Genomic DNA, 25800 nt, shown 5'->3' on the forward strand with positions numbered 1-25800 from the left:
CCGGTACACAGAGCGGCCGTTGACCACCTCCAGCTTGCCGTCCTGGTCGATGTCCACCGCGAAGGACACGGGGCCCGTGAACAGCGCGCCGCCCATGCCATCCGAGCCCACCCACTTCAGGGCGCCCGTGTTGCTGTAGACGCGGTTGCCGTCGAGGATCTCCACGGCGCCGTCGCCATCCAGGTCCGCCAGCGAGGGGCCACCCCACTCGTTGTAGTCGTTGGCGTCCGCGGAGGAGCGGAACTTGAAGGCGCCATCGTTCTCGAAGCAGATGATGCCGCGGCCGCTCTCGGGAATGCCGCAGATCTCCACGGCGCCGTCGCCGTCGATGTCACCGGCGGCGATGCTCGCGGCCGGCTTCACGCGGTAGGCCGGGTCCTCCACGGACCACAGCTCCGCCCCGGTGCTGCCGCTCACCGCGCGGAGCACGCCGTTGGTGTTGCCGTCGTAACCGTTCTGGTAGGCGGTGTTGTAGAAGTCACCGTCGAAGGTGCTGAAGACGATGTCCGGAGTGCCGTCCCGGTTCACGTCCACCACCACCGGCTGCATCATCACCTGCTTGTGCGTGGGGAGGATCGGGCTGCCCGTCCACTCCCACTGCAGCTCCGGCTCGAAGTTGGCCGTGAACGGCGGCTTCACCTCACACCGCTCCGCCAGGTTCCCCGTGTCGCGAGCAGCGGGCCGCTCCTGCGAATCCGTGGTGTCGCACGCGCTCCCCGTGGCCAGCGCCGCCAGCGCCAAGAAGAACCTCCCACGTCCCCGACCCTTCCACTGCGCGAGACCCTGCGTGCCGCGCTTGAGCTTCATGTGTGCCTCTCTCCTTCTGCGTTCGGGACTGGCCTGGTTCCCCGCTGCGCCCCAAGAGAACTTGACCGTGGGGTGGCAACTGGATCCCAGTCCGAACCCTGAAAGAACCGCGAGTACTGACACACGCGGAATACCACATCACAAGAATCCATGTCCGCCAGAATTATCTATTCAAAGCAGATAATCATCCCACAAAGAGTGCCTTGTCTGACAGTGTCACAGAAAGACAGACATCCACCGACGTAATGCAGACACCCGGAAGACGAGGCCCGTCCAAAAACAAAAGGCCCCAGGTTCCGGAGAACCCGAGGCCCTTGTCTGGGTGAAACGGAGGGATTCGAACCCGAGCCCCCCAGGGGATGTTGGCGCGGGTTTGTGGGTTGGCGAGGCTCAAGCCGCCCGGGACGGCTCCGGCGACATGTAGTCCTCGATCGGCGGGCACGAGCACACCAGCTTGCGATCGCCCAACACGTTGTTCAGCCGTCCCACCGACGGCCAGAACTTGTGATCGGCCACCCACGGCGCCGGGAAGGCCGCCTGCTCACGCGAGTAGGGCCGGTTCCACTCCGGATCCGTCATCACCCGCGCCGTGTGCGGCGCGTTCTTCAGGACGTTGTTGTCCCTGGGCGCCTTGCCCTCCTCGATCTCGCGGATCTCCCCACGGATGGCGATCAGCGCGTCGCACAGGCGATCGATCTCCGCCTTGGACTCGCTCTCCGTCGGCTCGATCATCAACGTGCCGGCCACCGGGAAGGACACCGTGGGCGCGTGGAAGCCGTAGTCCATCAACCGCTTGGCCACGTCCTCCACCTCGACCCCCGCCGTCTTCTTCAGGTGCCGCAGGTCCACGATGCACTCGTGCGCCACCCGGCCCCGCTTGCCGCGGTAGAGCACCGGGTAGTGCTCCTGGAGCCGCTCGGCGATGTAGTTGGCGTTGAGGATGGCCAGCTTCGTGGCCTTCGTCAGGCCCTCGGCGCCCATCATCGCGATGTACATCCACGAGATGACCAGGATGCTCGCGCTGCCCCACGGCGCCGCGGACACCGCCCCGATGCCGTCACTGCCACCGGTGGAGATGACCGAGTGCCGCGGCAGGAACTTCACCAGGTGGCTCGCCACGCAGATGGGACCCATGCCCGGGCCACCGCCGCCGTGCGGGATGCAGAACGTCTTGTGCAGGTTGATGTGGCACACGTCCGCGCCAATCGCCGACGGAGACGTCAGCCCCACCTGCGCGTTCAGGTTGGCGCCGTCCATGTACACCTGCCCGCCGCGCTCGTGCACGATGGAGCAGATGTCCTTGATCTCCTCCTCGAACACGCCGTGCGTGGACGGGTAGGTCACCATCAGGGCGGCCAGCTTGTCCTTGTGCGCATCCGCCTTGGCGCGCAGGTCTCCCAGGTCGATGTTGCCGTTCTCGTCGCACTTGACGACGACCACCTGGTAGCCCGCCATCACCGCGGTGGCCGGGTTGGTGCCGTGCGCGGAGGACGGAATCAGGCACACGTTGCGGTGCCCCTGCCCCCGGTTCTGGTGGTACGCGCGGATGACCAGCAGGCCCGCGTACTCGCCCTGGCTGCCCGCGTTGGGCTGCAGCGACACGCCCGCGAACCCGGTGATGCTCGCCAGCATCTGCTCCAGCTGCTCGAAGAGCACCTTGTAGCCCGCCGCCTGCGAGCTCGGCGCGAACGGGTGCATCTTGCCGAACTGCGGCCACGTCACCGGAATCATCTCCGCGGTGGCGTTGAGCTTCATCGTGCACGACCCGAGCGGAATCATCGACTGCGTGAGCGACAGGTCCCTCGACTCGAGGCGGCGGATGTACCGCAGCATCTCCGTCTCGGAGTGGTAGCTGTTGAAGACCTGGTGCGTGAGGAACGGGCTGGTGCGGCGCAGGCCCTCGGGAATGGTGCTCTGCAGCTCCTTGCCCAGCTCCTCGAGCGTGAAGCCCAGCGGCTTGCCGCCGGCGAACACGGAGAGGATGGCCTCCACGTCGGACGGACGGGTGGCCTCGTCCAGGCTCAGCCCGATGGCCCGCTCGTCGATGCGGCGGAAGTTCATCCCCTTGGACTCGGCGGCCGAGAGGATGCCGCGGATGTGCGGCGGCGCCGTCTCCACCCGGAGGGTGTCGAAGACGTTCTCGTAGTTGGCGCCATAGCCCAGCTTGCGCAGGCCGCGCGCCAGCAGCACCGTCAGGCCGTGCACGCGCTCGGCGATGGCCTTCAGGCCCCGGGGCCCGTGGTACACCGCGTACATGCTCGCCATGATGGCCAGCAGCACCTGCGCGGTGCAGATGTTGCTCGTGGCCTTCTCGCGGCGGATGTGCTGCTCGCGCGTCTGCAACGCCATGCGCAGGGCGCGCCGGCCCTGGGCGTCCTCGGACACGCCGATGATGCGGCCCGGCATGACGCGCGTGTAGGCGTTCTTCGTGGCGAAGAAGGCCGCGTGCGGACCGCCGTACCCCATGGGCACGCCGAAGCGCTGGGCGCTGCCCACCGCCACGTCCGCGCCGAACTCGCCCGGCGGCGTCAGCATCGTCAGCGCCAGCAGATCCGTGGCGACGATGAAGAGGCCGTTGGCCGCGTGCACCTTCTCGCTGAAGGCGCGGTAGTCGTGCACCACGCCGTCGGTGGCCGGGTACTGCACCAGCGCGCCGAAGTACTTCTTGGCGCCCAGGTCCACCGTGCGGTGGTCACCCACCACCACCTCCACGCCCAGCGGCTGGGCGCGGGTGCGCACCACCTCGATCGTCTGCGGGTGGCAGGCCTCGGAGACGAAGAAGACGCCCCCGTTCTCGTCACCCTTGGTGTGCAGCGCCAGGGCCATGGCCTCGGCGGCCGCGGTGCCCTCGTCGAGCAGCGAGGCGTTGGCAACCTCCAGGCCGGTGAGGTCCATCACCATCGTCTGGAAGTTGAGCAGCGCCTCCAGGCGGCCCTGGGCGATCTCCGCCTGGTAGGGCGTGTACTGGGTGTACCAGCCCGGGTTCTGGAGGATGTTGCGGAGGATGACGTGCGGGGTCTGGGTGTCGTAGTAGCCCATCCCGATGAAGGACCGGAGCAGCTGGTTCTTCGACGCGATGGCCTCCAGCACCGCGAGCGCATCGTGCTCCGAGTTGGCCACCGCAATCTTCAGCGGCTCCTTCGAGCGGATGGCAGCGGGGACCGTCTGGTCGATGAGCTCGTCGAGCGAGCCCACCCCCATGGCCTTCAGCATCCCGTGCAGTTCCTTCTCGTCCGGCCCGATGTGCCGGTCGGAGAACGATTCCTGGTATTTCCAATTCAAGGACATGGTTTGAGCACTCGCAGTGCGGGTGTAACGAAAGGCCTGTGTAACAACCAGGCCGCGCGCGTTCAGCCCGGAGGGCGCGTCACGCCTAGGCGTCGTCCTTCACAAACTCCTCGTACGCGGTGGCGGACAGGAGCTCGTTCAGCTGATTGCTGTCCGAGAGCTCGACCTCGATGAGCCACCCGTCACCATAGGGCTCTTCGTTGATCAGCTCGGGGCTGGCGACCAGTTCCTCGTTCACCTTCGTCACCTTGCCGGAGAGCGGAGCAAAGGCCTCGGACACGGCCTTGACGGACTCGATGGAGCCGAACGGCGAGCCGGCCTCGAAGGTCTCACCCACCTTGGGAAGCTCCACGTACACCACGTCTCCCAGTTGCCTCTGGGCGTGGTCGGTGATGCCCACCACCGCGGTTTTGCCATTCACGCGAACCCACTCGTGGTCCTTCGTGTACTTGAGATCGCTGGGAACGTTCGCCATGTCCGTCTTCCTCGCTTCAGGTGCTTCGGATGGGACTGAGTCAGGACTTCTTCCAGAAGGGCGTCTTCACGACGACGGCGGGCACCGCGCGTCCACGGATCTCCACCTCGAAGGTCGAGCCCTCGGCCGCCAGCTCGGCGGGCACGTAGCCGATACCGATGGACTTCTTCAAGGAGGGACCCATGGTGCCGCTCGTCACCTCGCCCACCTTCTGGCCATCCTTGAGGATGGGGTAGCCGTGGCGGGGGATGCCGGCAGCGGTCAGCTCGAAGCCCACCAGCTTGCGCTTCACACCCTCGGCCTTCTGCTTCGCCAGCGCGTCACGGCCAATGAAGCCGCCCGCCTTGTCCAGCTTGCAGATCCACCCCAGCCCCGCCTCCAGGGCCGTGTGGGTGTCGTCGATGTCGTTGCCGTAGAGCGCGTACTTCATTTCCGTGCGCAGGCTGTCGCGGGCGCCGAGGCCGCAGGGCTTCACGCCGTCCTGCTGGCCCTCCTTCAGGAGCGCCTCCCACAGCTTCTCCGCGTCGCCGGGCGCGCAGTACAGCTCGAAGCCGTCCTCCCCGGTGTAGCCCGTGCGCGAGATGATGCACTGCACGCCGGCCACCGGGCCCTCGGTGAAGCGGTAGGTGCTCACCTTGGAGAGGTCCGCCGGGGTCATCCGCTGCACCAGCGCCACGGCCTTGGGGCCCTGCACGGCGATCTGCGCGTAGTCGTCGCTGCGATCCACCGGCTTCACGCCCTCGGCGCGGGCCTGCATCCAGGCGAAATCCTTGTCCTTGTTGGACGCGTTGACGACGACGAGGATCCGCTCGGGCGAGAAGCGGTAGGCCACCACGTCATCCACGAAGCCACCCTGCTCATTGAGCAGCCCGGCGTAGACGGCCTGGCCGTCCGCGCACTTGGAGAGATCATTGGTGATGAGCTTGTTGGCCGTCTCGAGGGCCCCGGGGCCGGAGAACTCGATCTCCCCCATGTGCGAGACGTCGAAGAGGCCCACGGCGGTGCGCACGGCCTCGTGCTCGCCAATGACGGAGGTGTACTGCACCGGCATGTCCCAACCGGCGAAATCCACCATCCTGCCGCCCAACCTGCGGTGGGCCTCGTTGAGGGGCGTACGCCGGGCCATGCTCTTCTCTCCTGAGGGGGGTGAAAAAACGGCGCGGACTATAGCCGCGCACTTCCTTCAATCAAGGCTCTCGGGAACCCCACTGAAGCGTTCTAGACTGCTCGCGTCATGAAGATTCGTAATCGTTTGAATCCATCCAACCCCTGCTTCTCCTTCGAGTTCTTCCCGCCGAAGACGGACGAGGGCACCGCCAACCTGCTGAAGACGCTGGAGGAGCTGGCGCCCCTGGAGCCGGGTTTCGTCTCCGTCACCTACGGCGCGGGCGGCAGCACCCGGGACAGGACGGTGGAGCTCGTCACCCGTATCAAGCGCGAGACGGGCATCGAGGCCATGGCCCACATCACCTGCGTGGGCCACACGCCCGGAGAGCTGCGCGACGTGCTGCAGCGGCTGAAGGACGCGAAGGTGGAGAACGTGCTGGTGCTCCGGGGGGATCCACCCCAGGGACAGACGGCCTTCGAGCCCGTGCCCGGGGGTTTCCGTCATGCCTCCGAGTTGGTGCGCTTCATCCGGGACGAGGATTTCAATTTCAGCCTGGGCGGAGCGTGCTATCCGGAGGGCCATGTGGAGACGGCCTCGCGCGACGACGACCTGCGTCATCTGAAGGAGAAGGTGGACGCGGGCCTGGACTTCGTCATCACCCAGCTCTTCTTCGACAACGCCTTCTACTTCGACTTCGTGGAGCGGGCGCGCCGCATCGGCATCAACGTCCCCATCGTCCCGGGAATCATGCCCATCACCAACTACGAGCAGGTGCAGCGCTTCACCCGCATGTGCGGGGCCACCGTGCCCATGCGCCTGGGGCTCCAGCTCGAGCGCGTGAAGGATCAACCCGAGGCGCTGGTGCAGCTGGGGGTGGCGCACGCCACGGTGCAGTGCATGGAGCTGCTGTCGCGCGGCGTGCCCGGCATCCACTTCTACACGCTCAACAAGTCACCGGCGACGCGGATGATCGTGAGCGCCCTGAGGGCCCGGACATGAGTGGACCTGGATTGAACGTCCCGCGGAGCGATCCGCGGTGGCCGGCGCTGCGGAAATTGCGCCCGCCGGCGTTCATGCTGATGAACGTGGGCTTCATCAGCATCGCCTACGCCCTGGTGATGGCGGCCGTGCTTCAGGGCTGGCTGCCCGTGCCAACGGATTTCGCCACCTCGCTGCGGGGGCAGTCCGAGTGGGAGGCTCCAGTCAAGGTGCTCGTGGCCATCGTGACCGGGGCGATGACCATCGTGGGGGCGTGGAACGCCTTCGGCCTGCGCAGATGGGGCCTGGTGGTGGTGGGCGCGGTCACCGCCATCACCCCCGTCACCCCCGTGTGCTTCGTGGGCTTCCCCTTCGCCCTGTGGGCGCTGTGGGTCCTCAGCATGCCCGAGGTGCGACAGCACTTCACTTGAAGTCCACGGGGTCTCCCGGCACCCGTCACGGCGGCCTTTCACTCCCGGGCTGCCGGTCCTATTCTGCGCGCGCAGCCGCACAGCCACCGGGAGCCGTCCTTGCAGCACCACTACGCGGACATCAATGGGGTCACCCTGCACTATGTGACGCACGGTGCGGGCGAGCCAATCCTCTTCATCCATGGGTTCCCCGAGTACTGGGGGGTCTGGAAGAAGCAGCTCAACGAGCTGGGGAAGGATCACTTCGTGGTCGCCCTGGACTTGCGTGGGTACAACCTCAGCTCCAAGCCGAAGGAGGTCGAGGCGTACCACATCAAGCACCTCGTCGAGGACATCCGCAGCCTCATCCAGCACCTCGGGCTGAAGAAGATCTCCATCGTCTGTCAGGACTGGGGCGCGCTGCTGGGCTGGAGCTTCCTGCTGCGCCACCCGGACCTGGTGCACCGGTTCATCACCCTCAACATCACGCACCCCGCCCTCTTCGACCGCGAGCTGCGCGAGAATCCCCGCCAGCAGCTGGCGGCCCAGTACATGCTCGTCTTCCGCTCGCCGCAGGCGGAGCCGCAGATCATGGGCGACGACTTCGCCTGGCCCAAGCAGGCCGTCTTCAATGACGCCCGGGCCCACGGCGCCATCCTGTCGGAGGAGGACACCTCCGAGTGGATCTCCGCCTGGAGGCAGCCGGGCACCATCACCTGCATGCTCAACTACTACCGGGCGGCGAAGATGGGTCCGCCCGATGGCGAGGGCCACCCGGGTGGCAGCAACCTCCTGGAGGGACTCAAGCCCGAGCAGTACGTGGTGCAGACGCCCGTGCTCCTCATCCACGGCGAGCAGGACACCTACCTGCTGCCGGACGGACAGCGCGGCCTGAAGGATCTCGTGCCCAACCTGACCATCCACCGCATCCCGGATGGGACGCACTGGATCGCCCTGGAGAAGCCGCGCGAGGTCAGTCAGCTCGTGCGCGACTTCGTGCGTTCGTGATGGTCCCTGAAGCCCGCGAGCACGAGGAGCACGCCGAGGTCCGGCGCTAGTACCGGACCTTCTTCTTCGGAGCGGGAGCGGGGGCGGGCCTGGCCACGAGAGTGGACTCGTCCCGCCCCATGCGGGCCTGCAGCCAGTTCACGAGGTTCGCGGCCCGGTCCTGGTCACCCTTCCACTCGGCCACGAGCTCGGCACGAGACCCTCCGCGCAAACGGAACATGCACCGGTAGTACTCGGAGCGGCTTCCCTTGTTGGACCGGGTCTCCTTGTCGAGGATCACCGCCCGGATGGCATCCCACTCCAGCTCGCGCCGTTTGGTGCGGCCGTGCATGGGCGGCAGGGAGAGGCTCCGGGCCTGCTCGTCGAGGATCAGATCGTAGTCCCCCGTGCCAAGCCGCGACCGCCACCACATGGCGCCCCCCACGCCCGCGGCCACCGCGAAGGCCCCCGCCAGCACAATGGCGGTCAGGGGCGCATCCATCCCCATCACCATGCCCACGATCATGGCGAGCAGGATGGCCGCCGGGAGCGAGCCCTCGAATCCCACGCGCACGGGGGTCCTGTCCGTCAGACGCACATGGACGCGGCCATTCCGCTCGAAGGCCCGGACTCCCAGCCTGGATTTCCTCGTGGAATCCAGCATCAGGTACAGGCCCCAGAAGATGGCGAGATTGAAGGGCGTGAAGCCCAGCAGCAGGAGGAGCGTGCGGCCCTGCACCCCCGGCACCACCACCGACTCCCAGGGCGATCCCGGCCGGTAATACACCCGGAGGGGTGAGCCCGCGCGGAACTCCGGCCCCGACCACGCCTTGAAGTCGGACTCGTTCTTCACGGTGTACCGGTAGTTGTCCCCCTGGTACGCCCGCCCATCGACTTCATAGGCGTAACTCAGCGTCTCCAGGCCCTGGGTGGTGACCGTCCCCATCACGCTGGGGTAGGTCATCGAGTACAGCCCCCGCGAGAAGATGCGGAGCAGGCTCAGCTCGAAGTACGCGAAGCCGAGGATGAAGGGGCCCAGCATCAGGGTGAGGCAGCCCAGGTTGACGAGACGCATGGCGCCATCCTAGCGCGCCACCCGGTGGAAGCCTCTTTGCTACCCCGGAGGGCGGGCGAGCAGCTGCTCCACCATGGGCCGCAACCACTCCTCCTGCCCGCGCAGTGCCCTCCTCCAGCGTTCCGGAATGGCCTGGATGCCGTCCCGGAGCCCCGCGATGCCGCCCGCCACCGCCGCCGTCGTGTCCGTGTCGTGCCCGAGCGCGATCGCCGCCTTCACCACGCGCTCGTAGGGCCCCACCGCGACGCAATCCCGGGCCGAGCGCAGGCAGTCCACCACATACCCGCTCCCCCGCCCCGTATCGGGCGAGTCGGGCCGGATCGCCCCCTCCAGTTCCTCGCGCGGCGCCGTTCCCTCGGGGAACAGCGCGCGGAACGTAGCCACCGCGTCCACCCACGCATTCGCGGAGCCCTCCAGCGTCCGCCGGGCCCAGAGGCAATAGAGCGCACAGCACACCTGCGACCGAGGGTGCCCGTGCGTCACCCTCGACTGAAGCATCGCGTCCCGCGCCAGCGCCGCATCGTCACCCTGGTGCCAGAGCGCCAGCGGCAACACGCGCATCAGCGAGCCGTTCCCGTTCTCCTGCTCGCCGCTCGGGCCCGCTTCCAGCGCGGGGACTCCGGCACGCACGTTCGCCAGGGCCTCCCGCGTCTGGATGCCCACGTCGAACACCTCGTAGTCCACCGCCATGTAGCCCAGCTCGTACCAGTTCACGAGCCGCCGCCCCAGGTCCTCCACATCCAGCGTTCCCCGGTACAGCAGCGAGGCCAGCAGGCACAGCGCGTGCGCGCCGTCGTCGGACCACGTGCCGGGGGGCACACCGCCGTGCGCTCGCGAGAAGCCAGGGGGCGGCTCGAATTCGAGCAGTGCCAGCTCGGGAATCTGGGCGGGCGGATGGAACTCGTAGGGGACGCCGAGTGCGTCCCCGATGAGCAGGCCGTAGAGGCCTCCTTCGATTCGCTCCTGACGCGCCGGCATGATTCACGTCCCTCGTGTAGGAGCGGCATGGAGGGCCTCGTAGATGATGTGCTGCCCCGAGGCCAGATCGTGAAGGATGAGGATGACCTTGTCGGCCTCCAGGCGCGCGTCCATGTCGAGGATGATGTCGCCCCGCCCCTGGCTGAGAGCGGCGTGCATCCCGTCATAGCTCTCCTTCAACCGGCGTGTCTGGAGCTCGCCCCGCGCGTCCAGCCACGCATAGCTGGCCACGGTGTCCGGTCCTTCCCCATCGTGGGTGGACTCGTACTGGTAGACGAGACCCCAGGTCGCATGTCCCTGGAGCAGGAGCGGCTTGTAGAGCGACTGGTAGCGCGGCTGCGAGAGGTAGCCGTTCTCACCCCAGACGTCGGGGCGCGGCGCAGGCACCGCCAGTTCGGGCGGCAGCGGACGGCTCCGCAGTTCCTGGAGACGCCGCAGCACGAGGGGACCGGCCGTGGCGGGCTTCGGCTCACCTGTCGAGGACATGCGCTTGACCACATACAAGACCGCGGCACCGGCCAACAGGGGCAGAAGGGGAAGCGCCATCCGAGCGTCTCCGTGTGGCCGGTGCGATGGGGTTTACAGCGTGGCCTTCGCCGCCTCGAGCGTGTTGCGCATCAGCATGGCGATGGTCATGGGCCCCACGCCTCCCGGCACCGGCGTGATGAACGAGGCCCGCTCCTTCGCCTTCTCGAACTCCACGTCACCCTTGAGCTTCCCATCCGGCATCCGGTTCATGCCGACGTCGATCACCACCGCCCCGGGCTTGATCCACTCGCCCTTGATCAACTCGGGCACGCCCACCGCGGCCACCAGGATGTCCGCGTTGGCCACCTCGGCCGCCAGGTTGCTCTTGCGGTGACACACCGTCACCGTGGCGTCCGCCGCCAGGAGCATCAGCGCCATCGGCTTGCCCACGATGTTGCTGCGCCCCACCACCACCGCCCGCTTGCCGGACGGGTCACACCCCGCCTCCTTCAGCAGCCGCATCACCCCGAACGGCGTGCACGGCCGCGGCGCCGGCTTGCCCACCGACAGCATGCCCGCGTTCATCGGGTGGAAGCCGTCCACGTCCTTCTCCGGCCTCACCGCCGAGATGATCCGCTCCGCGTCGATGTGCTTGGGCAGCGGCAGCTGCACCAGGACGCCGTGCACCGCTGGATCCTTGTTCAGCTTGTCCACCAGCGACAGCAGCTCGTCCTCGGTGATTTTGTCGTCCGGGTGCAGCTCCCAGGAATTGAAGCCCACCTCCTCCGCCGCCTTCTTCTTGCCGGTGACGTAGATCTTCGAGGCGGGATCCTCTCCCACCCGGACCACCGTCAGTCCCGGCACCAGGCCGTGCTCGGCCTTGAGCTTCTCCACTTCCGCCTTCACCTCCGCCCTCACCCGCGCCGCCACCGCTTTTCCGTCGATCAACTGGGCCATAGCGCGGCGGACTCTATGCGAAACTCCCCCCTGGCAAGGGAGTGAAGCGATCGTGGCACCTGGAAAAGTTCTCGGAGCGATGCTTGGGCTGGCCCTGGGTCTGTTGATCGGCGGACCGCTGGCCATCGTCCTGCTCGTGCTCGCGGGGCTCCTGGTCGGCCACCAGGTGGACGAGCTGAACCTCCTGCCCTCCGGCAAGGCGGAGGCGCAGAAGAACGGCAAGCCCGTGGACACCCGCTCTCCCCAGGAGCTCGCCGCCCAGGATCACTTCGCCCGCCACCTGTGTGCCCTCTTCATCGAGGTGGCCCGCGCCGATGGAGACGTGGTGCGCGACGAGGTGCGCGTGGTGCGCGAGTACTTCGAGCAGCGGCTCAAGTATGGCCCCGAGGCACTCGGGCTCGTCCGCCGCTACCTCAAGGAGCACCTCGCCCGCCCACCGTCCCTCGAGCACGCCGCCGCCGCGTGCCGGGACGAGCTCCCCGCCTCCGAGCGTCTGCTGCTGCTGGACGCCCTCTACGGACTGGCACTCGTGGACGGCCACCTCCAGCGCGCCGAGCAGGACACGCTGCGCAAGGTGTCCCAGGGGCTCGGGCTGTCCGAGGAGGAGTTCCGCTCCGTCACCGCACGCCACTTCGGGGATGGGCAGGTGCACTACGCCCGGCTCGGCCTCACCCCCGAGGCAAGTGACGCGGACGTGAAGCGCGCCTTCCGCCAGCTCGCCGCCACCCACCACCCGGATCGTGTCGCCAACCTCGGCAAGGGCGCTGTCGAGCAGGCCTCCCGCCGCTTCCAGGAGATCCGCGAGGCCTACGAGGAGATCCTCCGGCTGCGCGGGAAGTGAGCCGCGAGGGCACTTTCCTCCCTTCGACGCTCAGGCCAGTTTCTTCTGCCCGGTCAGGTCGAAGAAGGAGGACACCACCATGTAGGGCGCCGCCTCTCCATGGCGCTGCAACGGCTGGGCATTGACGAGCAGCCAGACCCGGGAGCCATCGGGCCGGTGGATTCCCATGATCACGTTCCTCACCGGCCTGCCCGTGCGCAGCGCCACCATCGCCGGATGCTGCTCGCCGGGGAAGTCCGAGCCATCCTCGTGCATGGCCCGCCACCGGGGATCCATCGAGGTGCGGCCCGTCAACTGGTCCATGGGCAGGCCGAGGATGAGCTCGGCGCTCGCGTTGGCGGTGACGATGCCGCCCTCGCTGTCCTGCACGACGATGCCCTCCCAGAGCGCGGTGAGGATGGTGCGGAAGATGGACTCGCCCTCCATGAGCGCCAGCGCCTCGGCGGCCTCGGCCTTCTGCTGCCCGGGCCACGAGGAGCTCTGTCCCCGGCAGTCCCCCCTCTCCGCCGCCATCACCCGGCGAGGCAGCTCCACCGTGAAGGTCGCGCCCTTGCCCGGCTCACTCCGCACGCTGATGTGTCCACCCAACTGGAGCACGAACCGTTGGCTGATCCACAGCCCGAGTCCCAGGCCGCCATAGTGGCGCTCGGAGACGGCCCGCTCGAAACGCCCGAAGATGCGGGCCTGGTCCTCGGGAGTGATGCCGATGCCTTCGTCCCGCACGCTCACGCACACCCTGTCCCCGGGCAGGGCCGAGGCGCGGATCTCGATGGGCCGGCCCTTGCCATACTTCGCCGCGTTGGACAGCAGGTTGGTCAGCACCTGATCCAACCGCGAGCGATCCCAGTACCCCGTGAGGGGAGACTCCAGCGCCAGCACCACACGACAGCCCGCCCGCGCCAGTTCGGGCCTCAGGCGTCCCACCACCTCCTCCACCAGGGCCTGAAGGTCCATCTCCTGGCACACCAGGGCCAGGCTCCCCGAGCTGAGGCGTCCCACGTCCAGGAGATCATTGACCAGCCGGCCCAGCCGCTCGCCCTGGCGCTGGCAGTTGGTGAGCCACTTCGCCATGCGCTCCCGCTCGCCCAGGGACTCGGCCTGCCGGGAGAGGTTCTGCAACCCGAGCTTCAACGCGGTGAGGGGCGTGCGCAGCTCGTGTCCGGCGATGCCGAGGAACTCGTCACGCAGGGCCACGGCCTCGCGGGCCTCGTGGTAGAGCCTCGCGTTGTCGAGGGCGGTGGCCGCATGGGTGGCGAACTCCCGGGCGAAGGTGCGGTCGTCCTGGGTGTAGACCCACTCCGAGGAGCCGAGCACCAGCACATGGGTGACGCGCTGGCGCGAGGAGATGGGGACGAGCATGACGGAGCGCAGGGCGAGCCGTTGGCGCACGTGACACCACTCCGGATCCTCGTGGCCCGTCCAGAAGCCCGGCTCGTCCGTCGCCAGGATGATCCGGGGCAACCCCGTGCGCAGGACGTCATGGAGGGGATGCGCCGGCGAGGCGTGGAAGTGCTGGAAGGCCCGGGCGATCAGCGGCTCGAGCTCGGGCTCCGCGTGCGCCATGGACAGCACGCCGGGAGGGCCCTCCTCCGGGGAGCCCAGGAGCACGGCCATGCTGGCGAGCCCGGGGACACACAGCCGGACGAGTACCTGGAACGTCTGCTCCGGCTCCAGGGAGGAGGCCAGTGCCGCGCTGCTGTCCGCCAGGAAGCGCTGGGCCTCCATGGCACGTGTACGAGACGCGTGCTCCTCATGGCGAAGCCGATCCGCCTCGAGGGCCCACGCCACGAAACCGGCCACGCTCTCGGCGAGCGCCTGCGTGTCCGGGTCGAAGCGCACGGTGGGCTCCCGGGTGGCGAACGTCAGCACGCCCAGGATTCGTCCGCCCAGACGCACCGGCACCGCCATGCAGTCCAGGAGCCCGGCGTGCCGGAGCTCCGGCAGCCGCGTCTCGTCCGGCGCCAGGGTGGCGGCCACCTGCTCCGAGGGACCCGAGAGCCGCTCCGGCACACCCGTGAGGGCTACCCGCCGGGCCATGGGCGTGGGTGATTCCCCGGGATGCTCCAGGTCCGGAACCCGGAAGGTGGCGGTACGCCGGAGCACCCCGTTCTCGAGCAGATCCACATCACACCAGTCCCCCAGCCCACTGCCCACGCACTGGCGCAAGGCGCGCAGCACGTCCTCCCCGCTGGTGGCCGAGCCCAGACTCCCGTGCAGCCGTGCGAGGAGCGCGCAACCCGTCAGGCGCTGGTGCACGGCAGGTGGTGGTGAGGCTCGCGCGAACGGACGCGGGCGGCGGCTGGCGCGGTGCCGGTACGTCTCGCATCGCACCGACAGCACATGGCCCCGGGAGCCGAAGACGGGCTCCAGGTGGGCCAGGAAGAGAGCGGGCTCCTTCGATCCGCACTCGTCCCGGAGAGGGAACTCGAACTCGAACCACCGGCCTTCCTCCCGCTGGAAGACGCGCCGCAGCTCTTCATGCCAATGCCGGACGAGCCGTGGGGGCATGCCGAGCTCCTCGTTCGTCCTTCCGATGAAGGAGGAGACGGGCAGCCCGGTGACCTCCTCTATCCTGCGGTTCACATAGAGGTGGCGCAGCTCGCGGTCGAAGTGGGCCACGATGAAGGGGAACACGCCCTGTGCGACCGAGCCCCCCTGCGGGGGCTTCATCATCCGCCCCCGGAGGCACCGGGTGCGGCCGATGCATTCGTGCTCCAACACGAGCTCGGTCCAACGGGTGCGGCCATCCGCCGAGCGGGCACGGCAGCGCTCCTGGATCCTCGCGCCCCTGGCGGCGGCCCGGCATCCGGCGAGAAAGAGCTCCCGGTCGGGCGCGAACAACGTGCAGGAGAGGAATCGCTCGTCATCCAACCACCGCTCGCGCGGGAAGCCGAGGCTCCGGGCCTGCTCGTTCACCGACAGACAGCGCAGGGTTCGCCCATCCGCCTCCCACTGGATGCACCCGTCTCCTGCGAGCGGGCCGTGCCAGGCGTTGCGGATCTGCATGAGCGACTCCCCCTGTTCCATGAAGAAACCGGGCGTTTCCCCCGCCTAGTCCCTCCCCCCGTCAACGTGCCGCCTGGAGCGCCTGTTCGAGGTCCCCGAGGATGTCCTCCAACGCCTCCAGGCCGACGGAGTAGCGCAGCAGTCCATCCCCGATGCCCCGCTGGAGGCGGATCTCCCGCGGCATGGCCGCGTGCGACATCATGGCCGGGTAGGACAGGATGCTCTCCACCGCGCCCAGGCTGACCGCCACCAGGGGAAGCGTGACGTGCTCGAGCACCTTCCGCGCGCGCTCTCCCGAGCCGACATCGAAGGACACGATGGCCCCGTACCCCTGGGACTGCCGCTCGTGGATGGCACGCCCGGGATGTTCCGGGAGCCCGGGGTAGTACACCCGCGACACCGAGCGCTGCCGCGTCAGCCACTCCGCCAACTGTCGCGCGCTGCGCTCGGCACACTCCATGCGGGCCAGGAGCGTCTTCATTCCGCGCATCAGCAGCCAGGAGTCCTGCACCCCCAGCACACTGCCCAGGCCGTTCTGCAGGTGCTTGAGTTTGTGGCCCAGCCGCTCGTTGGACACCACCGCCAGCCCGGCCAGCACGTCGCTGTGGCCCCCGAGGAACTTGGTCGCGCTGTGCACCACGATGTCGATGCCCAGCTCGATGGGCCGCTGGAGGCACGGCGTCATGAAGGTGTTGTCCAGCATCGTCAACAGGCCGTGCTTCCGCGCCCACTCCGCCACCGCAGAGATATCGGTGATCTTCAACGTCGGATTGGACGGCGTCTCCAGGAATACCGCCCGCGTGTTCGGCCTGCGCGCGGCCTCGAGCCTGTCCAGGTCCGTCGCGTCGACGAAGGTCGTCTCGATGCCCATGCGGCCGAGGATCGTCGTCAGCAGCCGGTACGTGCCGCCGTACACGTCCTCGGAGCAGATGACGTGGTCCCCGTTGGACAGCAGCATGAAGGCGGTGGAGATCGCCGCCATTCCCGAGGAGAAGGCGAAGCCCCTCGCCCCACCCTCGAGCTGGGCGATGGTGTCCTCGAGCGCCTGACGGGTCGGGTTCCCCGAGCGCGTGTAGTCGTACTCCGGGGGATTCTCGAGCGAGGCGTGATGGAAGGTGGACGCCTGGTAGATGGGAACGCTGGAGGCACCGGTGCGTGCATCCGTCCCCGAGACGGTGCGGACGACTCGCGTGGCGAACTTCCGGCCGGTGCCGGCGGTACAGGGACTCTCCTTGGGATGAATCATGACGCTTGAACCTCCTTCCGGGCCGCCTCGAAGGCCTGCCACAGGTCGGCGATGAGATCGTCCACGTGCTCGATGCCCACCGAATACCGGAGCAACCGCTCGTCCACGCCCACCCTCCGGCGCATCTCCTCCGGGATGTCCGCGTGCGTCTGCACCGTGGGGTACGTCATCAGGGACTCCACCCCGCCGAGGCTCTCCGCGAAGGCGATCAACTGAATGTGGCGCAGCACGGGCTCCACGAGGCGCGCGTCCTTCAACTTGAAGGAGAAGATGCCCGTGTTCCCCGAGGCCTGCCGCTTCTGCAGGGCATGGCCCGGGTGGCTCTCCAGGCCCGGGTGGTAGACCTGCTCGACGAGCGGATGCGCCGCCAGCCACTGGGCGATGCGCAGCGCGTTCTCCTGATGGCGCTCCATCCGCAGCGCCAGCGTCTTCATCCCGCGCATCAGCAGCCAGCTGTCCTGCGGTCCCAGCACCGCCCCCATGGAGTTGTGCAGGAACGCCACCTGCTCGGACAGCGCCTTGACCCGCGTCACCACCAGGCCCGCCAGCACGTCGTTGTGCCCCCCCAGGTACTTGGAGGCACTGTGCACGACGATGTCCGCGCCCAGCTCGATGGGCCGTTGGAAGAACGGCGTCATCAGCGTGTTGTCCACGATGGAGATCAGCTCGCGGGCCCGGGCCCAGCGGCACACCCGCTCGATGTCGGTGATCTTCATCAGCGGATTGGTGGGCGTCTCCAGCAGCACCGCCTTCGTCACACCGGGCCGGAACGCGGCCTCGAGCGCGTCCGGGTCATTCGTGTCCACGTAGGTCGCGGTGATGCCGTACCGGGAGAGCACCTTCTCCAGCAGCCGGTACGTGCCGCCATACAGGTCCAGCGACACGAGCAGGTGCGCGCCCTGGCCAAACAGGGAGAAGACGAGCTGGAGCGCCGCCATGCCCGAGCTACAGGCGAAGCCGGCGTCTCCCGACTCGAGCCGGGCGATGGCTTCCTCCAGGACGGCCCGTGTGGGGCTCTTCGTCCGCGCGTAGTCGAACCCCGTGCTCTGACCCAGGCGCGGGTGCCGGAAGGCGGTGGCGTGATGGACGGGAAAGCTGACCGCGCCCGTCACGGAATCGGAAACGGAACCAATCTGTGCCAGCAGGCTTTCGAGCTTCATGTTCATCTCCTTCCCCGCACGTTCTGGGCGAGGCGCAGGATGTCGGCCAACACACCGGCGGCGGTGACATCACCACCCGCGCCGGCTCCACGGACGATGAGGGGGAACTCCCGGTAGCGCTCGGTGAAGAAGGACACCATCGCCTCCGCGCCCTTCAACCCGGTGGCCGGGTGCGCCGCGTCCACCGCCACGGGGCCCACCTTCACGCGGGGCCCCCCGGGTGCATTGGGAAGTATCTGGGCGAGGTAGCGCAGGCTCCTGCCCGCCGCGCGGTAGCGGGACACCTGGGCGCTCACGTCCGCATCCAGCGAGCCCAGGGTGCGCAGGAAGGTCTCCGGATCCTCCTCACGAAGGTGCTCGGGCGGGACGAGCGGCTCCACGGCCACATCCCCCAGCTCGAGCTCCAGCCCCAGCTCCCGCGCGAGGATGAGGGCCTTGCGCGCCACGTCCAGGCCCGACAGGTCATCCCGAGGGTGCGGCTCGGTGTAGCCATTCGCCCGGGCCGTCCGCACCGCCTGCGAGAGGGGCACGCCGTCCATCAGCGCATGGCAGATGGCGCCGAGCGAGCCGGAGAAGCACCCCTCGATGCGCTCCACGCGGTCCCCGGTACGCACCAGGTTCTTCAACGTCTCGATGACCGGGAGACTCGCGCCCACGGTGGTCTCGTAGTGCCAGGTGCGGAAGTGCGCGCGGGCCAGGGCCTGCAGGGACTCGCACTCCTTCCAGGGACGCGCGAGCGGCTTCTTGTTGGCCGCCACCACGTGGATGCCCCGCCGGAACGCCTCGGCGTAGAGCGTCTCGATTCCATCCGCCGCGGTGCAGTCCACCAGCACCGGCACGGACAGGCGTGACAGCCGGTCGAGCAGCGGCTTCACGTCCGGAGGCGTCGTGCTGGCCGGGGACACCTCCGCGAGCCTCGCGTGGACCTCGGCGGGAGGCAGACCCCGGGGCTCGAAGAGCGCGCGGCGGCTGTCCACCACGCCCACCAGCCGCAGGGCCACACCGTGCCGGGCCTTGAGCGTCGTCGCGTTCTCCGCGAGCTGGGCGAGCAACCGTCCACCCACCGTCCCCTTCCCCACCAGGAGGACGTTGATCTCCGTCTCGTTGAGGTTGAAGGCGCTGTGCACGGTGCGCACCGCCACGGCCGTGTCCTCGGCATCCACGGCGCACGACACGCTTCGCGAGCTGGCTCCCTGGAGGATGGCGCGCACGTTCACGCCCACGTTCCCGAGCGCATGGAAGAACCGGCCCGCCACGTTCGGCCGATGGCCCATGGACTCGGCCACGAGGGTGACCAGCGTCACCGGCGCGTGGGGCGGAGGGACACGCACCTCCCGCCGCTCGCGCTCGCCTCGCAGCGCCTCCTCGAGCACGGCGTGGGCCCGCTCCGCCTGCGCCTGGGGCACCACCAGGGAGATGGAGGGCGCCAGCGCGGACAACGTCCCGCCCCACACCGTGATGCGGGCCGCCTCGAGCGCCTGCAACACGCGGTGCCCGAGCGGCTCGCTGAGCGTGGGACGCAGCGACTCGACGTGGAGCAGGGCCAGACGCTCCAGGCTCGTGACACTGGTGGGACGGTGGGGATCCGGGTTGCCCTCGGCGTCGATGCGCGTGCCCGGCGCGTCCGGCTCGGTGGTGCCACGGATGTGCAGCGCGGCCCCGCTCTCCAGCAGCGGAATCATCGTGCGCGGGTGGAACATGCGGGTGCCGAAGTGGGCCAGCTCGAGCGCTTCCGCGTAGGTCATGCGCGGCACGGGGTAGGCGTCCGCCACCAGGGCCGGGTCCGCCGTCATGACGCCGGGCACGTCCGTCCACACCGTCACCTGCCGGGCCTCGAGCAGCCACGAGAGCAGCGTGGCGGTGTAGTCGGAGCCATTGCGTCCCAGCGTGGTGGTGCGCCCCTGGTGCGAGCGGGCGATGAAACCGGTGATGACGGGCACCTTGCCCTCCCATCCGGGGAGGAGCGGCGTGAGCCGGGCACGGCTCGCTTCGATGTCGACCCGGGCCGCGCCCGCCGTCTCATCGGTGACGAGGAAGGAGCGCGCATCCACCGCGAGGGCGGGAATGCCCCGGGCCGTCAGGGCGCGAGCGACGAGCTCGGAGGAGATGCGCTCGCCCACGGACAGCACCTCGTCGAGCGTGGCCGGCGTGCACTCGCGGGTCAGCTCCACGCCCGTGAGCAGCCGCTCGATGGGGGCCAGGAGCTGATCCACCGTCTTCTCGTGCGCGGTGAGGACAGCGCCCTCGAGGACCGTGCCCGCGATGGACCGGGCGAGGCCGCGGACCCGCGACAGCTCCGAGCCGCTGCCCACCGCGTCTCCCCGTGCGGCGGCGTTGGCCGCGGAGATGAGCCAGTCCGTGGTATCGCCGAGCGCGGACACCACGACGGCGAGTGGGCGCTGTGCCTCGGAGATGAGGGAGAGGACGCGCGGCAGCCGTCCGGGCGTGCCGACAGAGGAACCACCGAATTTATAGACACACCACGGCCTGCTCGCGGCGGGGTGCGAGGGATTGCTGCTCACGGATGTCTTCCTTTCGGAACTGCTGGGGCGAGGAACCGCGAGCCCACGGCGGAACGAAAGGCGGAGCTCGGAGCGAAGAAGCTCGGAACGCAGCCGTGCCGCGGGCGGTGTCAGGTGGGAAACCCGGGCACCCGCGGCGCTTCAGAGGGGGAGTTCAGCGAGAACCGGCTGGAGTCCCATTCCTCACGCGAACGCGCGCATGCCCGGGCCACGCATGAGCATGGCCTCCATGGACATCGGCATTCGGGTGACAGGACGGAACACGAAATTCTCCAGACGAATGCGATGGAGATACAGGCAGCGTGCCGCGCTGTCAACCCTGGGTTCGGTTACTTTTGAATCAATGACATCACTGGAGCAGGGCGGCGGCCCGCCAGCGGCTACGCTGTGGCGATGCCTGAGCACTCCACCATCCGGGTCCGGTTCATCGATGCGACCACGGGCGAGCTCGTCGGAGAGACGGACGTGCCCGCCGAACAGCTCCCCGAGAGCTTCGAGGCGGCCACGTCCATGGATGTCGGCGAGAACACCTTCGAGGTCGTCTCCGCCGAGCCCATGACGGCCCGGGAGTTCCGCCAGACGGGAACCCTGCGCATCGAGCTGCGGGAGGTGGAGTACACGACGGTGGATCCGAGCGAGCTGCTCTATTCGCTGCCCTCCATCTCGGAAGAGCTTCCGCCCATCACCGAGGGCTCGACGAAGCTGGGGAGGAACGTGCTCGAACTGCGCGAGGACGACTGGCGGCAGGTGGAATTCGTGGCGCTCGCGCTCCAGCCCGCCATCACCACGGTGTTCGCGGCCATCGAGCGCATCTACACCGAGCATCGTGAGGGGTACGGCTTCAAGGCGATCCACGTCCGCAAGGAGGTGCCCACTCCGCTGGAGGGGAGCTCACTCACCCTGGCGGAACTCCGTGGCTCCGTGGGAGAGGCCGTGACGTGGCTCGACGGCATCTCCTTCGCGGGAGTGGCCGGTCTGGTCGAGGGAGGCTTCGCCGTGAAGCTGCCCTCGGGACCCGCGCTGTACGGCCTCCAGCGGGAGGGCCGTATTTCCGTGCTGGGTCTCCATCACACGAAGGCCAGCGCGGCCGTCGAAGGGGATGCGCGCCTGCTGGCGGCACTCGCATCCAAGCACCAGTTGAGCCTCGTCGACTGGTGCCGGGTGAAGCAGCTCCCGCCGTCCGCCGAGCGCCTCCAGGCCTGGTTGTCCGGTCAGGACTGAATTCAGCGGGTACCGCCGCCCTGCTCCTCGCCCCAAAGGAAGGGCAATTCCAGCTCGAGAGCCTCGAAGGGCTCGGCGCGCACGTGGGCCAGACCCGAGTGCGTGACGAGCAGCGTATAGCGAGCCCCCTCCAACCGGAGGACCTCCAGCGTGCGAGCCTCCGGGTCCACGAGCCAGACGTGCCGCACGCCCTCTCGCACGAACACGGGCAGCTTCACGGCTCGATCCAGTGCCCGCGTGGAGGGGGATAGCACCTCACAGACCCAGTCCGGCGCGAGCGTGATGGCCGCGGTTCGCGGAGGCTTGGGCATCCGCTCCCGCCGCCAGCCGCACAGATCCGGAACCAGGACGTCCTCGCCCAGGTGCAGCTCCGGTTCATCGAGGAGAATCCACCCACCAGGGCCCCCCCTCCCCCGGTCGAACGGGCCTATCAGTTCCCCGCCCATTCGAGAGGACGCGAGCGCGTGCGGAGTCGCGGGCCTGGGGCTCGCATAGAGCTCTCCCGCGATCAACTCACCCACCATGTTCGCGGGGAGTGCTTCCAGATCCGCGTAGGTTGCTGGTCTCCGTCCCATTGCTTCCCCATATTCCTCGACGCCCGTCACCGTTTCCATGAGGTGAGGGCGTAACATCCTGGTCTGACGTCCCAGGACACCTCCGACAACATTCCCTCACAGGTTGCTCCCCCGATGAGCGAAGCGCAAGGACCCTCCCGGCCAGGGGCCATTCCATTTGGAACAGTGGACGATGATGGGATGATGCCGCCGCGAGGCTTTCCCATGAGTGCATCCGACGACCGGTGTACCCACCATCCGCGTGCTGCCGCCGTGGTCACATGCATGAGCTGTGACCAGCGTGTGTGCCGCGATTGCATCGATGTGATGAGCAGCGCGGACAGTTGCCACCCGTGCGTGGCCGCCCGTCCCCCCGAGGAACAACTCCCCACGCGCCGGCCCGAGGCCGCCGTGGTGCAGGCTCCCAAGGACCGGTCCTCCAAGGCCGTGCCCCTGGGATGGTTCGGGCTGTTGTTGGGCGGACTGTCCGCCGTCCTCCCCTTGGTGAGCATCATACAGCTCCCGCTCATGCTGCTCTGCCCCATGGTGATGTTGATCCTGGGCAAAAGAGCGTGGGTGATGGCCAGGTGCGACCTCGAGGACATCTACCAGGAGCGGATCCCTCTCGAAGTCAGGCCCGCGATCAGAGGCCGGGCCACCCATGCACGAGTGCTGGGCGTCCTCAACATCCTGGGCGGGCTGCTGGGCTGCATCCGCCTGAGCACCGTGGTGTCGTACTTCGGAGGGGCGCTCTTCTGAGCCCTCCAGGCAGGCCCGGGCCCCTCGCCCGCTCGGGAACCAAGAAACCGGGTTGAACTGTGGCCCGCCCTGACGCATTACAAGTTCCACCATGAGCGATCGCGGCTCCCCCAAGAAGAAGAGCGAAAGCTTCAACAACCCCTTCAAGTCCGCCCTCGCGGACCTCAAGAAGAAGCAGGCCGAGCCGCCCAAGAAGCCCCAGGCGCCTCCCCCACCCTCCAAGCCCTCCAGGTCCAAGCGCCCCCAGGAGGAGGACGACATGTCCCTCTTCCTCTCCGCCATGGACGGCGTCGAGCAGATCACCCACCGCGGCAGCGAGCCTCCCCCGCCCAACCCCCGCCTGCCCGAGATCATCGACGAGAACGCCGAGGCCCTCGCCGAGCTCGCCGAGCTCGTGGCCGGCCAGGGCGACTTCGATGTCTCCGATTCCAACGAGTACATCGAGGGCGCCGCTCCGGGCATCGACGCGCGCCTGCTGCGCTCGCTGCGCCGGGGTGACTTCTCCCTCCAGGGCCGCCTCGATCTGCACGGCATGACCCAGGCCGAGGCCAAGACGGCCGTGGACCGATTCCTCTCCGAGAGCCGCCGCGCCCACAAGCGCTGCGTGCTCATCGTCCACGGACGAGGTTTGAACTCCCAGGATCAGATCCCCGTCCTCAAGCAGCGCATCCGGGAGTGGCTCGGGCAGAAGAGCATCGGCAAGACGGTGCTGGCGTTCGCCACCGCACGTCCCCAGGACGGAGGCGCGGGCGCCGTCTACGTGCTGCTCCGCCGTTAGCTGGACGGCCGGGCGGCTCTGTGCATACATGCCGCCATGGCACGCGATCTCATTGATCTGCACATCCACGTGGGCAGCTCCGTGGCTCCCCACGTCCTCTGGTCCCTCGCGCACCAGCAGGGATTCAAGCTCCCCGTCAAGAACTACTTCGACTTCGTCGAGCTCATCACCTCGCGTCCCGGCAAGGTGGGCAGCCTCGAGGACTACCTGAAGATCCTCCACACCTGGACGGAGAAGATTCAAAGCTCGCCCATGGCCGTCGAGCGCTCCGTCTACGAGATCATCGGCAAGGAGTACCGCGGCAGCCGCGTCACGCAGATAGAGCTGCGCTTCAACCCCATGAAGCGCAACCTCAACTCCGAGCTCGATCTGGACCACATCATCCACGCGGCGCTGCGCGGCATGGACCGGGCGATGCTCGAGTACGGCGTGAAGGCCGGTCTCATCTTCTGTCTGGCCCGTGAGTTCGACCACCGGCTCAACAGCATCATCGTGGACAAGGCCATCAAGTACCGAAGCCGCGGCGTGTACGGCATCGACCTGGCCGGCACGGAAAAGCACGCGCTGGAGCTGGAGCCCACCGTGGTGGCGCAGTACGAGGACCTCTTCGCCCGCGCGCGCAAGGCCGGCCTCAAGTGCACCGTGCACACCGGGGAGACGAAGGGCACCGGCGCCGAGGGCGTCATGGCCGTGGTGGACAAGCTCAAGCCCCACCGCATCGGCCACGGCATCCGCGCCGCCTACGACGAGTCCGCCATGAAGCTGCTGCGCGAGCGCGACGTGGTGCTCGAGCTGTGCCCCACCTCCAACCTCCACACCCGCGCCGTGGAGGGGCTCGACGAGCTCAAGCACATCATGCGCACCTTCTGGGACCGGGGCGTGAAGTTCACGCTCAACACCGACGGCACCTACCTCCTGGAGACGGACATGCTCCGCGAGGTGGAACTCGTCGAGAAGAACGGGCTGCTCTCCACCGAGCAGGTGGATCAGACGCTCGCCTGGGCGCGCCAGTACTCCTTCATTCCCACGTGAGCCCCATGTACCGCCTCGCCCGTGCCCTCCTCTTCCTCTTCTCCGCCGAGCGCGCCCACCGCCTGGGCATGACCGCGTTGCGCTGGCTCGGGCACCTCGCGGGGACGTGCCGTGGCATGCGCGCGCGGACGCTCGCCGCCGTCACCTATGACGCCTCGGTGAAGGTGGCGGGACTGGAGCTGGCCCACCCGGTGGCGCTCGCGGCGGGGCTCGACAAGGAGGCCGAGGCCGTGGACGGGCTGCTGGCTCTCGGCTTCGCCGCCGTGGAGGTGGGCACGCTCACCCCGAGGCCCCAGCCGGGCAACCCGAAGCCGCGCCTGTTCCGCATTCCCGAGCACCGCGCGCTCATCAACCGGATGGGCTTCAACAACCACGGCGCCGCCAACGCCGCCGAGCACCTCCGGGCGCGCACCTGGCACCCCGCTCCGGTGGGGGTGAACATCGGCAAGAACAAGGACACGCCGCTGGAGCAGGCGGTGGACGACTACGTGGCGTGCGTGGACACCCTGGCCCCGCTCGGGGACTACGTGGTGGTGAACGCCAGCTCGCCCAATACTCCGGGCCTGCGGAAGTTGCAGGAGCCCGAGCAGCTCACCGCGCTCCTGCGGGCGGTGAAGGCGCGCCTGGATCAGGTGGCTCCGGGCAAGCCGCTCTTCCTGAAGATCGCCCCGGATCTCACCCCCGAGGCGGTGGACGAGGTGGTGGACGTGGTGCGCGCGTGCGGACTGGCGGGAATCATCGCCACCAACACGACCATCGCGCGGCCCTTCGAGCACCCGGTGGCGAAGGAGACCGGCGGCCTCTCGGGAGCGCCCGTGCGCGAGCCGGCCAACGCCGTCATCCGCCGGGCCTACGCGCGCAGTGGAGGTGCCCTGCCCATCATCGGCGTGGGCGGCGTCTTCACCGCCGAGGACGTGTACGAGAAGCTGCGGGCCGGAGCCTCGGTGGTGCAGGTGTACACGGGTTTCATCTACGAGGGCCCGGGCATGGTGCGCCGGTTGCTCGAGGGCCTGGGCCCGTTGTTGGCCCGGGACGGCTTCCGCTCGGTGCACGAGGCCATCGGCGCGGACCACCGCGTTGCCCCGCCAGCCGCCCTGCCCCAGCGCGAGCCCCTGCACCCCCAGGCCTGACTTCGCCGCAGCGGGACGGA

General features: G+C 68.4%; 22 protein-coding genes. 9 read left to right on the forward strand and 13 right to left on the reverse strand.

Translation table 11 applies throughout. The features are described 5' to 3' along the window. From BO221_RS32820 to gcvT, 4 genes are all read right to left on the reverse strand, one after another. A partial coding sequence (locus BO221_RS32820) for a VCBS repeat-containing protein (protein ID WP_143195813.1) occupies positions 1-807 on the reverse strand: 807 nt, incomplete at its 3' end. Positions 808-1197: 390 nt separating this feature from the next. Beyond that, positions 1198-4095, reverse strand: a complete 2898-nt coding sequence (gcvP, locus tag BO221_RS32825; protein WP_073564817.1) for an aminomethyl-transferring glycine dehydrogenase — start codon at positions 4093-4095, stop codon at positions 1198-1200. Positions 4096-4180: 85 nt separating this feature from the next. Continuing rightward, entirely contained in the window at positions 4181-4570 is a 390-nt protein-coding gene (gene gcvH, locus BO221_RS32830; protein ID WP_073564818.1) for a glycine cleavage system protein GcvH, read from the reverse strand. A 40-nt stretch (positions 4571-4610) separates the two neighbouring features. Further along, positions 4611-5696 (reverse strand): glycine cleavage system aminomethyltransferase GcvT, encoded by a 1086-nt coding sequence (gene gcvT / locus BO221_RS32835; protein ID WP_073564819.1) that lies wholly within the window; start codon positions 5694-5696, stop codon positions 4611-4613. A 108-nt stretch (positions 5697-5804) separates the two neighbouring features. On the opposite strand from gcvT, the gene metF reads away from it, so the two are divergent. From metF to BO221_RS32850, 3 genes are all read left to right on the forward strand, one after another. Further along, positions 5805-6677, forward strand: coding sequence for a methylenetetrahydrofolate reductase [NAD(P)H] (metF, locus tag BO221_RS32840; RefSeq protein WP_073564820.1), 873 nt, complete (start codon positions 5805-5807; stop codon positions 6675-6677). Then, on the forward strand, positions 6674-7087 hold the full coding sequence (locus BO221_RS32845; protein WP_143195814.1) for a hypothetical protein: 414 nt from the start codon (positions 6674-6676) through the stop codon (positions 7085-7087). The genes metF and BO221_RS32845 overlap by 4 nt, the downstream gene beginning before the upstream one ends. 99 nt (positions 7088-7186) lie before the next feature. Continuing rightward, positions 7187-8074: an alpha/beta fold hydrolase gene (locus BO221_RS32850; RefSeq protein ID WP_073564822.1), complete on the forward strand. Its 888-nt coding sequence runs from the start codon at positions 7187-7189 to the stop codon at positions 8072-8074. 46 nt (positions 8075-8120) lie between these two features. Here the strand turns inward: BO221_RS32850 and BO221_RS32855 are convergent, their stop codons facing one another. Genes BO221_RS32855 through folD form a run of 4 tightly spaced genes read right to left on the reverse strand, consistent with a single transcriptional unit; the run spans position 8121 to position 11531 of the window. Beyond that, on the reverse strand, positions 8121-9128 hold the full coding sequence (locus tag BO221_RS32855; protein ID WP_073564823.1) for a DUF3592 domain-containing protein: 1008 nt from the start codon (positions 9126-9128) through the stop codon (positions 8121-8123). Between the two features lie 39 nt (positions 9129-9167). Next, positions 9168-10106, reverse strand: coding sequence for an ADP-ribosylglycohydrolase family protein (locus BO221_RS32860; protein WP_073564824.1), 939 nt, complete (start codon positions 10104-10106; stop codon positions 9168-9170). A 3-nt stretch (positions 10107-10109) separates the two neighbouring features. Beyond that, complete coding sequence (locus tag BO221_RS32865; protein WP_073564825.1) at positions 10110-10652, reverse strand: hypothetical protein; 543 nt, start codon at positions 10650-10652, stop codon at positions 10110-10112. A gap of 33 nt (positions 10653-10685) precedes the next feature. Beyond that, entirely contained in the window at positions 10686-11531 is an 846-nt protein-coding gene (gene folD, locus BO221_RS32870) for a bifunctional methylenetetrahydrofolate dehydrogenase/methenyltetrahydrofolate cyclohydrolase FolD (protein WP_073564826.1), read from the reverse strand. A gap of 79 nt (positions 11532-11610) precedes the next feature. Between folD and BO221_RS32875 the strand changes: the two genes are divergently transcribed. After that, on the forward strand, positions 11611-12372 hold the full coding sequence (locus BO221_RS32875) for a TerB family tellurite resistance protein (protein WP_073564827.1): 762 nt from the start codon (positions 11611-11613) through the stop codon (positions 12370-12372). Positions 12373-12402: 30 nt separating this feature from the next. Here BO221_RS32875 and BO221_RS32880 read toward each other — a convergent pair whose 3' ends face one another. The 4 genes from BO221_RS32880 to thrA form a co-directional block, all read right to left on the reverse strand. Further along, positions 12403-15378, reverse strand: a complete 2976-nt coding sequence (locus BO221_RS32880) for an ATP-binding protein (protein WP_158079956.1) — start codon at positions 15376-15378, stop codon at positions 12403-12405. 61 nt (positions 15379-15439) lie between these two features. Next, the gene (locus BO221_RS32885) at positions 15440-16624 is read right to left on the reverse strand and encodes a PLP-dependent aspartate aminotransferase family protein (RefSeq protein WP_073564829.1); all 1185 of its coding nucleotides are present in this window, start codon (positions 16622-16624) and stop codon (positions 15440-15442) included. Further along, the gene (locus tag BO221_RS32890) at positions 16621-17784 is read right to left on the reverse strand and encodes a PLP-dependent aspartate aminotransferase family protein (protein WP_073564830.1); all 1164 of its coding nucleotides are present in this window, start codon (positions 17782-17784) and stop codon (positions 16621-16623) included. Before BO221_RS32890 ends, BO221_RS32885 begins: the two co-directional genes overlap by 4 nt. Positions 17785-17786: 2 nt before the next feature. Then, entirely contained in the window at positions 17787-20306 is a 2520-nt protein-coding gene (gene thrA / locus BO221_RS32895) for a bifunctional aspartate kinase/homoserine dehydrogenase I (protein ID WP_073564831.1), read from the reverse strand. A 393-nt stretch (positions 20307-20699) separates the two neighbouring features. Between thrA and BO221_RS32900 the strand changes: the two genes are divergently transcribed. Further along, on the forward strand, positions 20700-21527 hold the full coding sequence (locus tag BO221_RS32900; RefSeq protein ID WP_073564832.1) for a hypothetical protein: 828 nt from the start codon (positions 20700-20702) through the stop codon (positions 21525-21527). Between the two features lie 2 nt (positions 21528-21529). Here BO221_RS32900 and BO221_RS32905 read toward each other — a convergent pair whose 3' ends face one another. After that, positions 21530-22102 carry a Uma2 family endonuclease gene (locus tag BO221_RS32905; protein WP_083681800.1) on the reverse strand — a complete coding sequence of 191 codons (573 nt, stop codon included), beginning with the start codon at positions 22100-22102 and terminating at the stop codon, positions 21530-21532. A gap of 264 nt (positions 22103-22366) precedes the next feature. On the opposite strand from BO221_RS32905, the gene BO221_RS32910 reads away from it, so the two are divergent. The 4 genes from BO221_RS32910 (at position 22367) to BO221_RS32925 (ending at position 25780) form a co-directional block, all read left to right on the forward strand. Next, positions 22367-22840, forward strand: coding sequence for a hypothetical protein (locus tag BO221_RS32910; RefSeq protein ID WP_143195816.1), 474 nt, complete (start codon positions 22367-22369; stop codon positions 22838-22840). A 91-nt stretch (positions 22841-22931) separates the two neighbouring features. Then, the gene (locus BO221_RS32915) at positions 22932-23618 is read left to right on the forward strand and encodes a Smr/MutS family protein (RefSeq protein WP_073564835.1); all 687 of its coding nucleotides are present in this window, start codon (positions 22932-22934) and stop codon (positions 23616-23618) included. Positions 23619-23654: 36 nt separating this feature from the next. Further along, on the forward strand, positions 23655-24650 hold the full coding sequence (locus BO221_RS32920; protein ID WP_073564836.1) for an adenosine deaminase: 996 nt from the start codon (positions 23655-23657) through the stop codon (positions 24648-24650). A gap of 5 nt (positions 24651-24655) precedes the next feature. Then, the gene (locus BO221_RS32925; protein WP_073564837.1) at positions 24656-25780 is read left to right on the forward strand and encodes a quinone-dependent dihydroorotate dehydrogenase; all 1125 of its coding nucleotides are present in this window, start codon (positions 24656-24658) and stop codon (positions 25778-25780) included. The last annotated feature ends 20 nt before the right edge of the window (positions 25781-25800 follow it).

This window comes from Archangium sp. Cb G35, from assembly GCF_001896145.1.
GTDB lineage: Bacteria > Myxococcota > Myxococcia > Myxococcales > Myxococcaceae > Archangium > Archangium violaceum.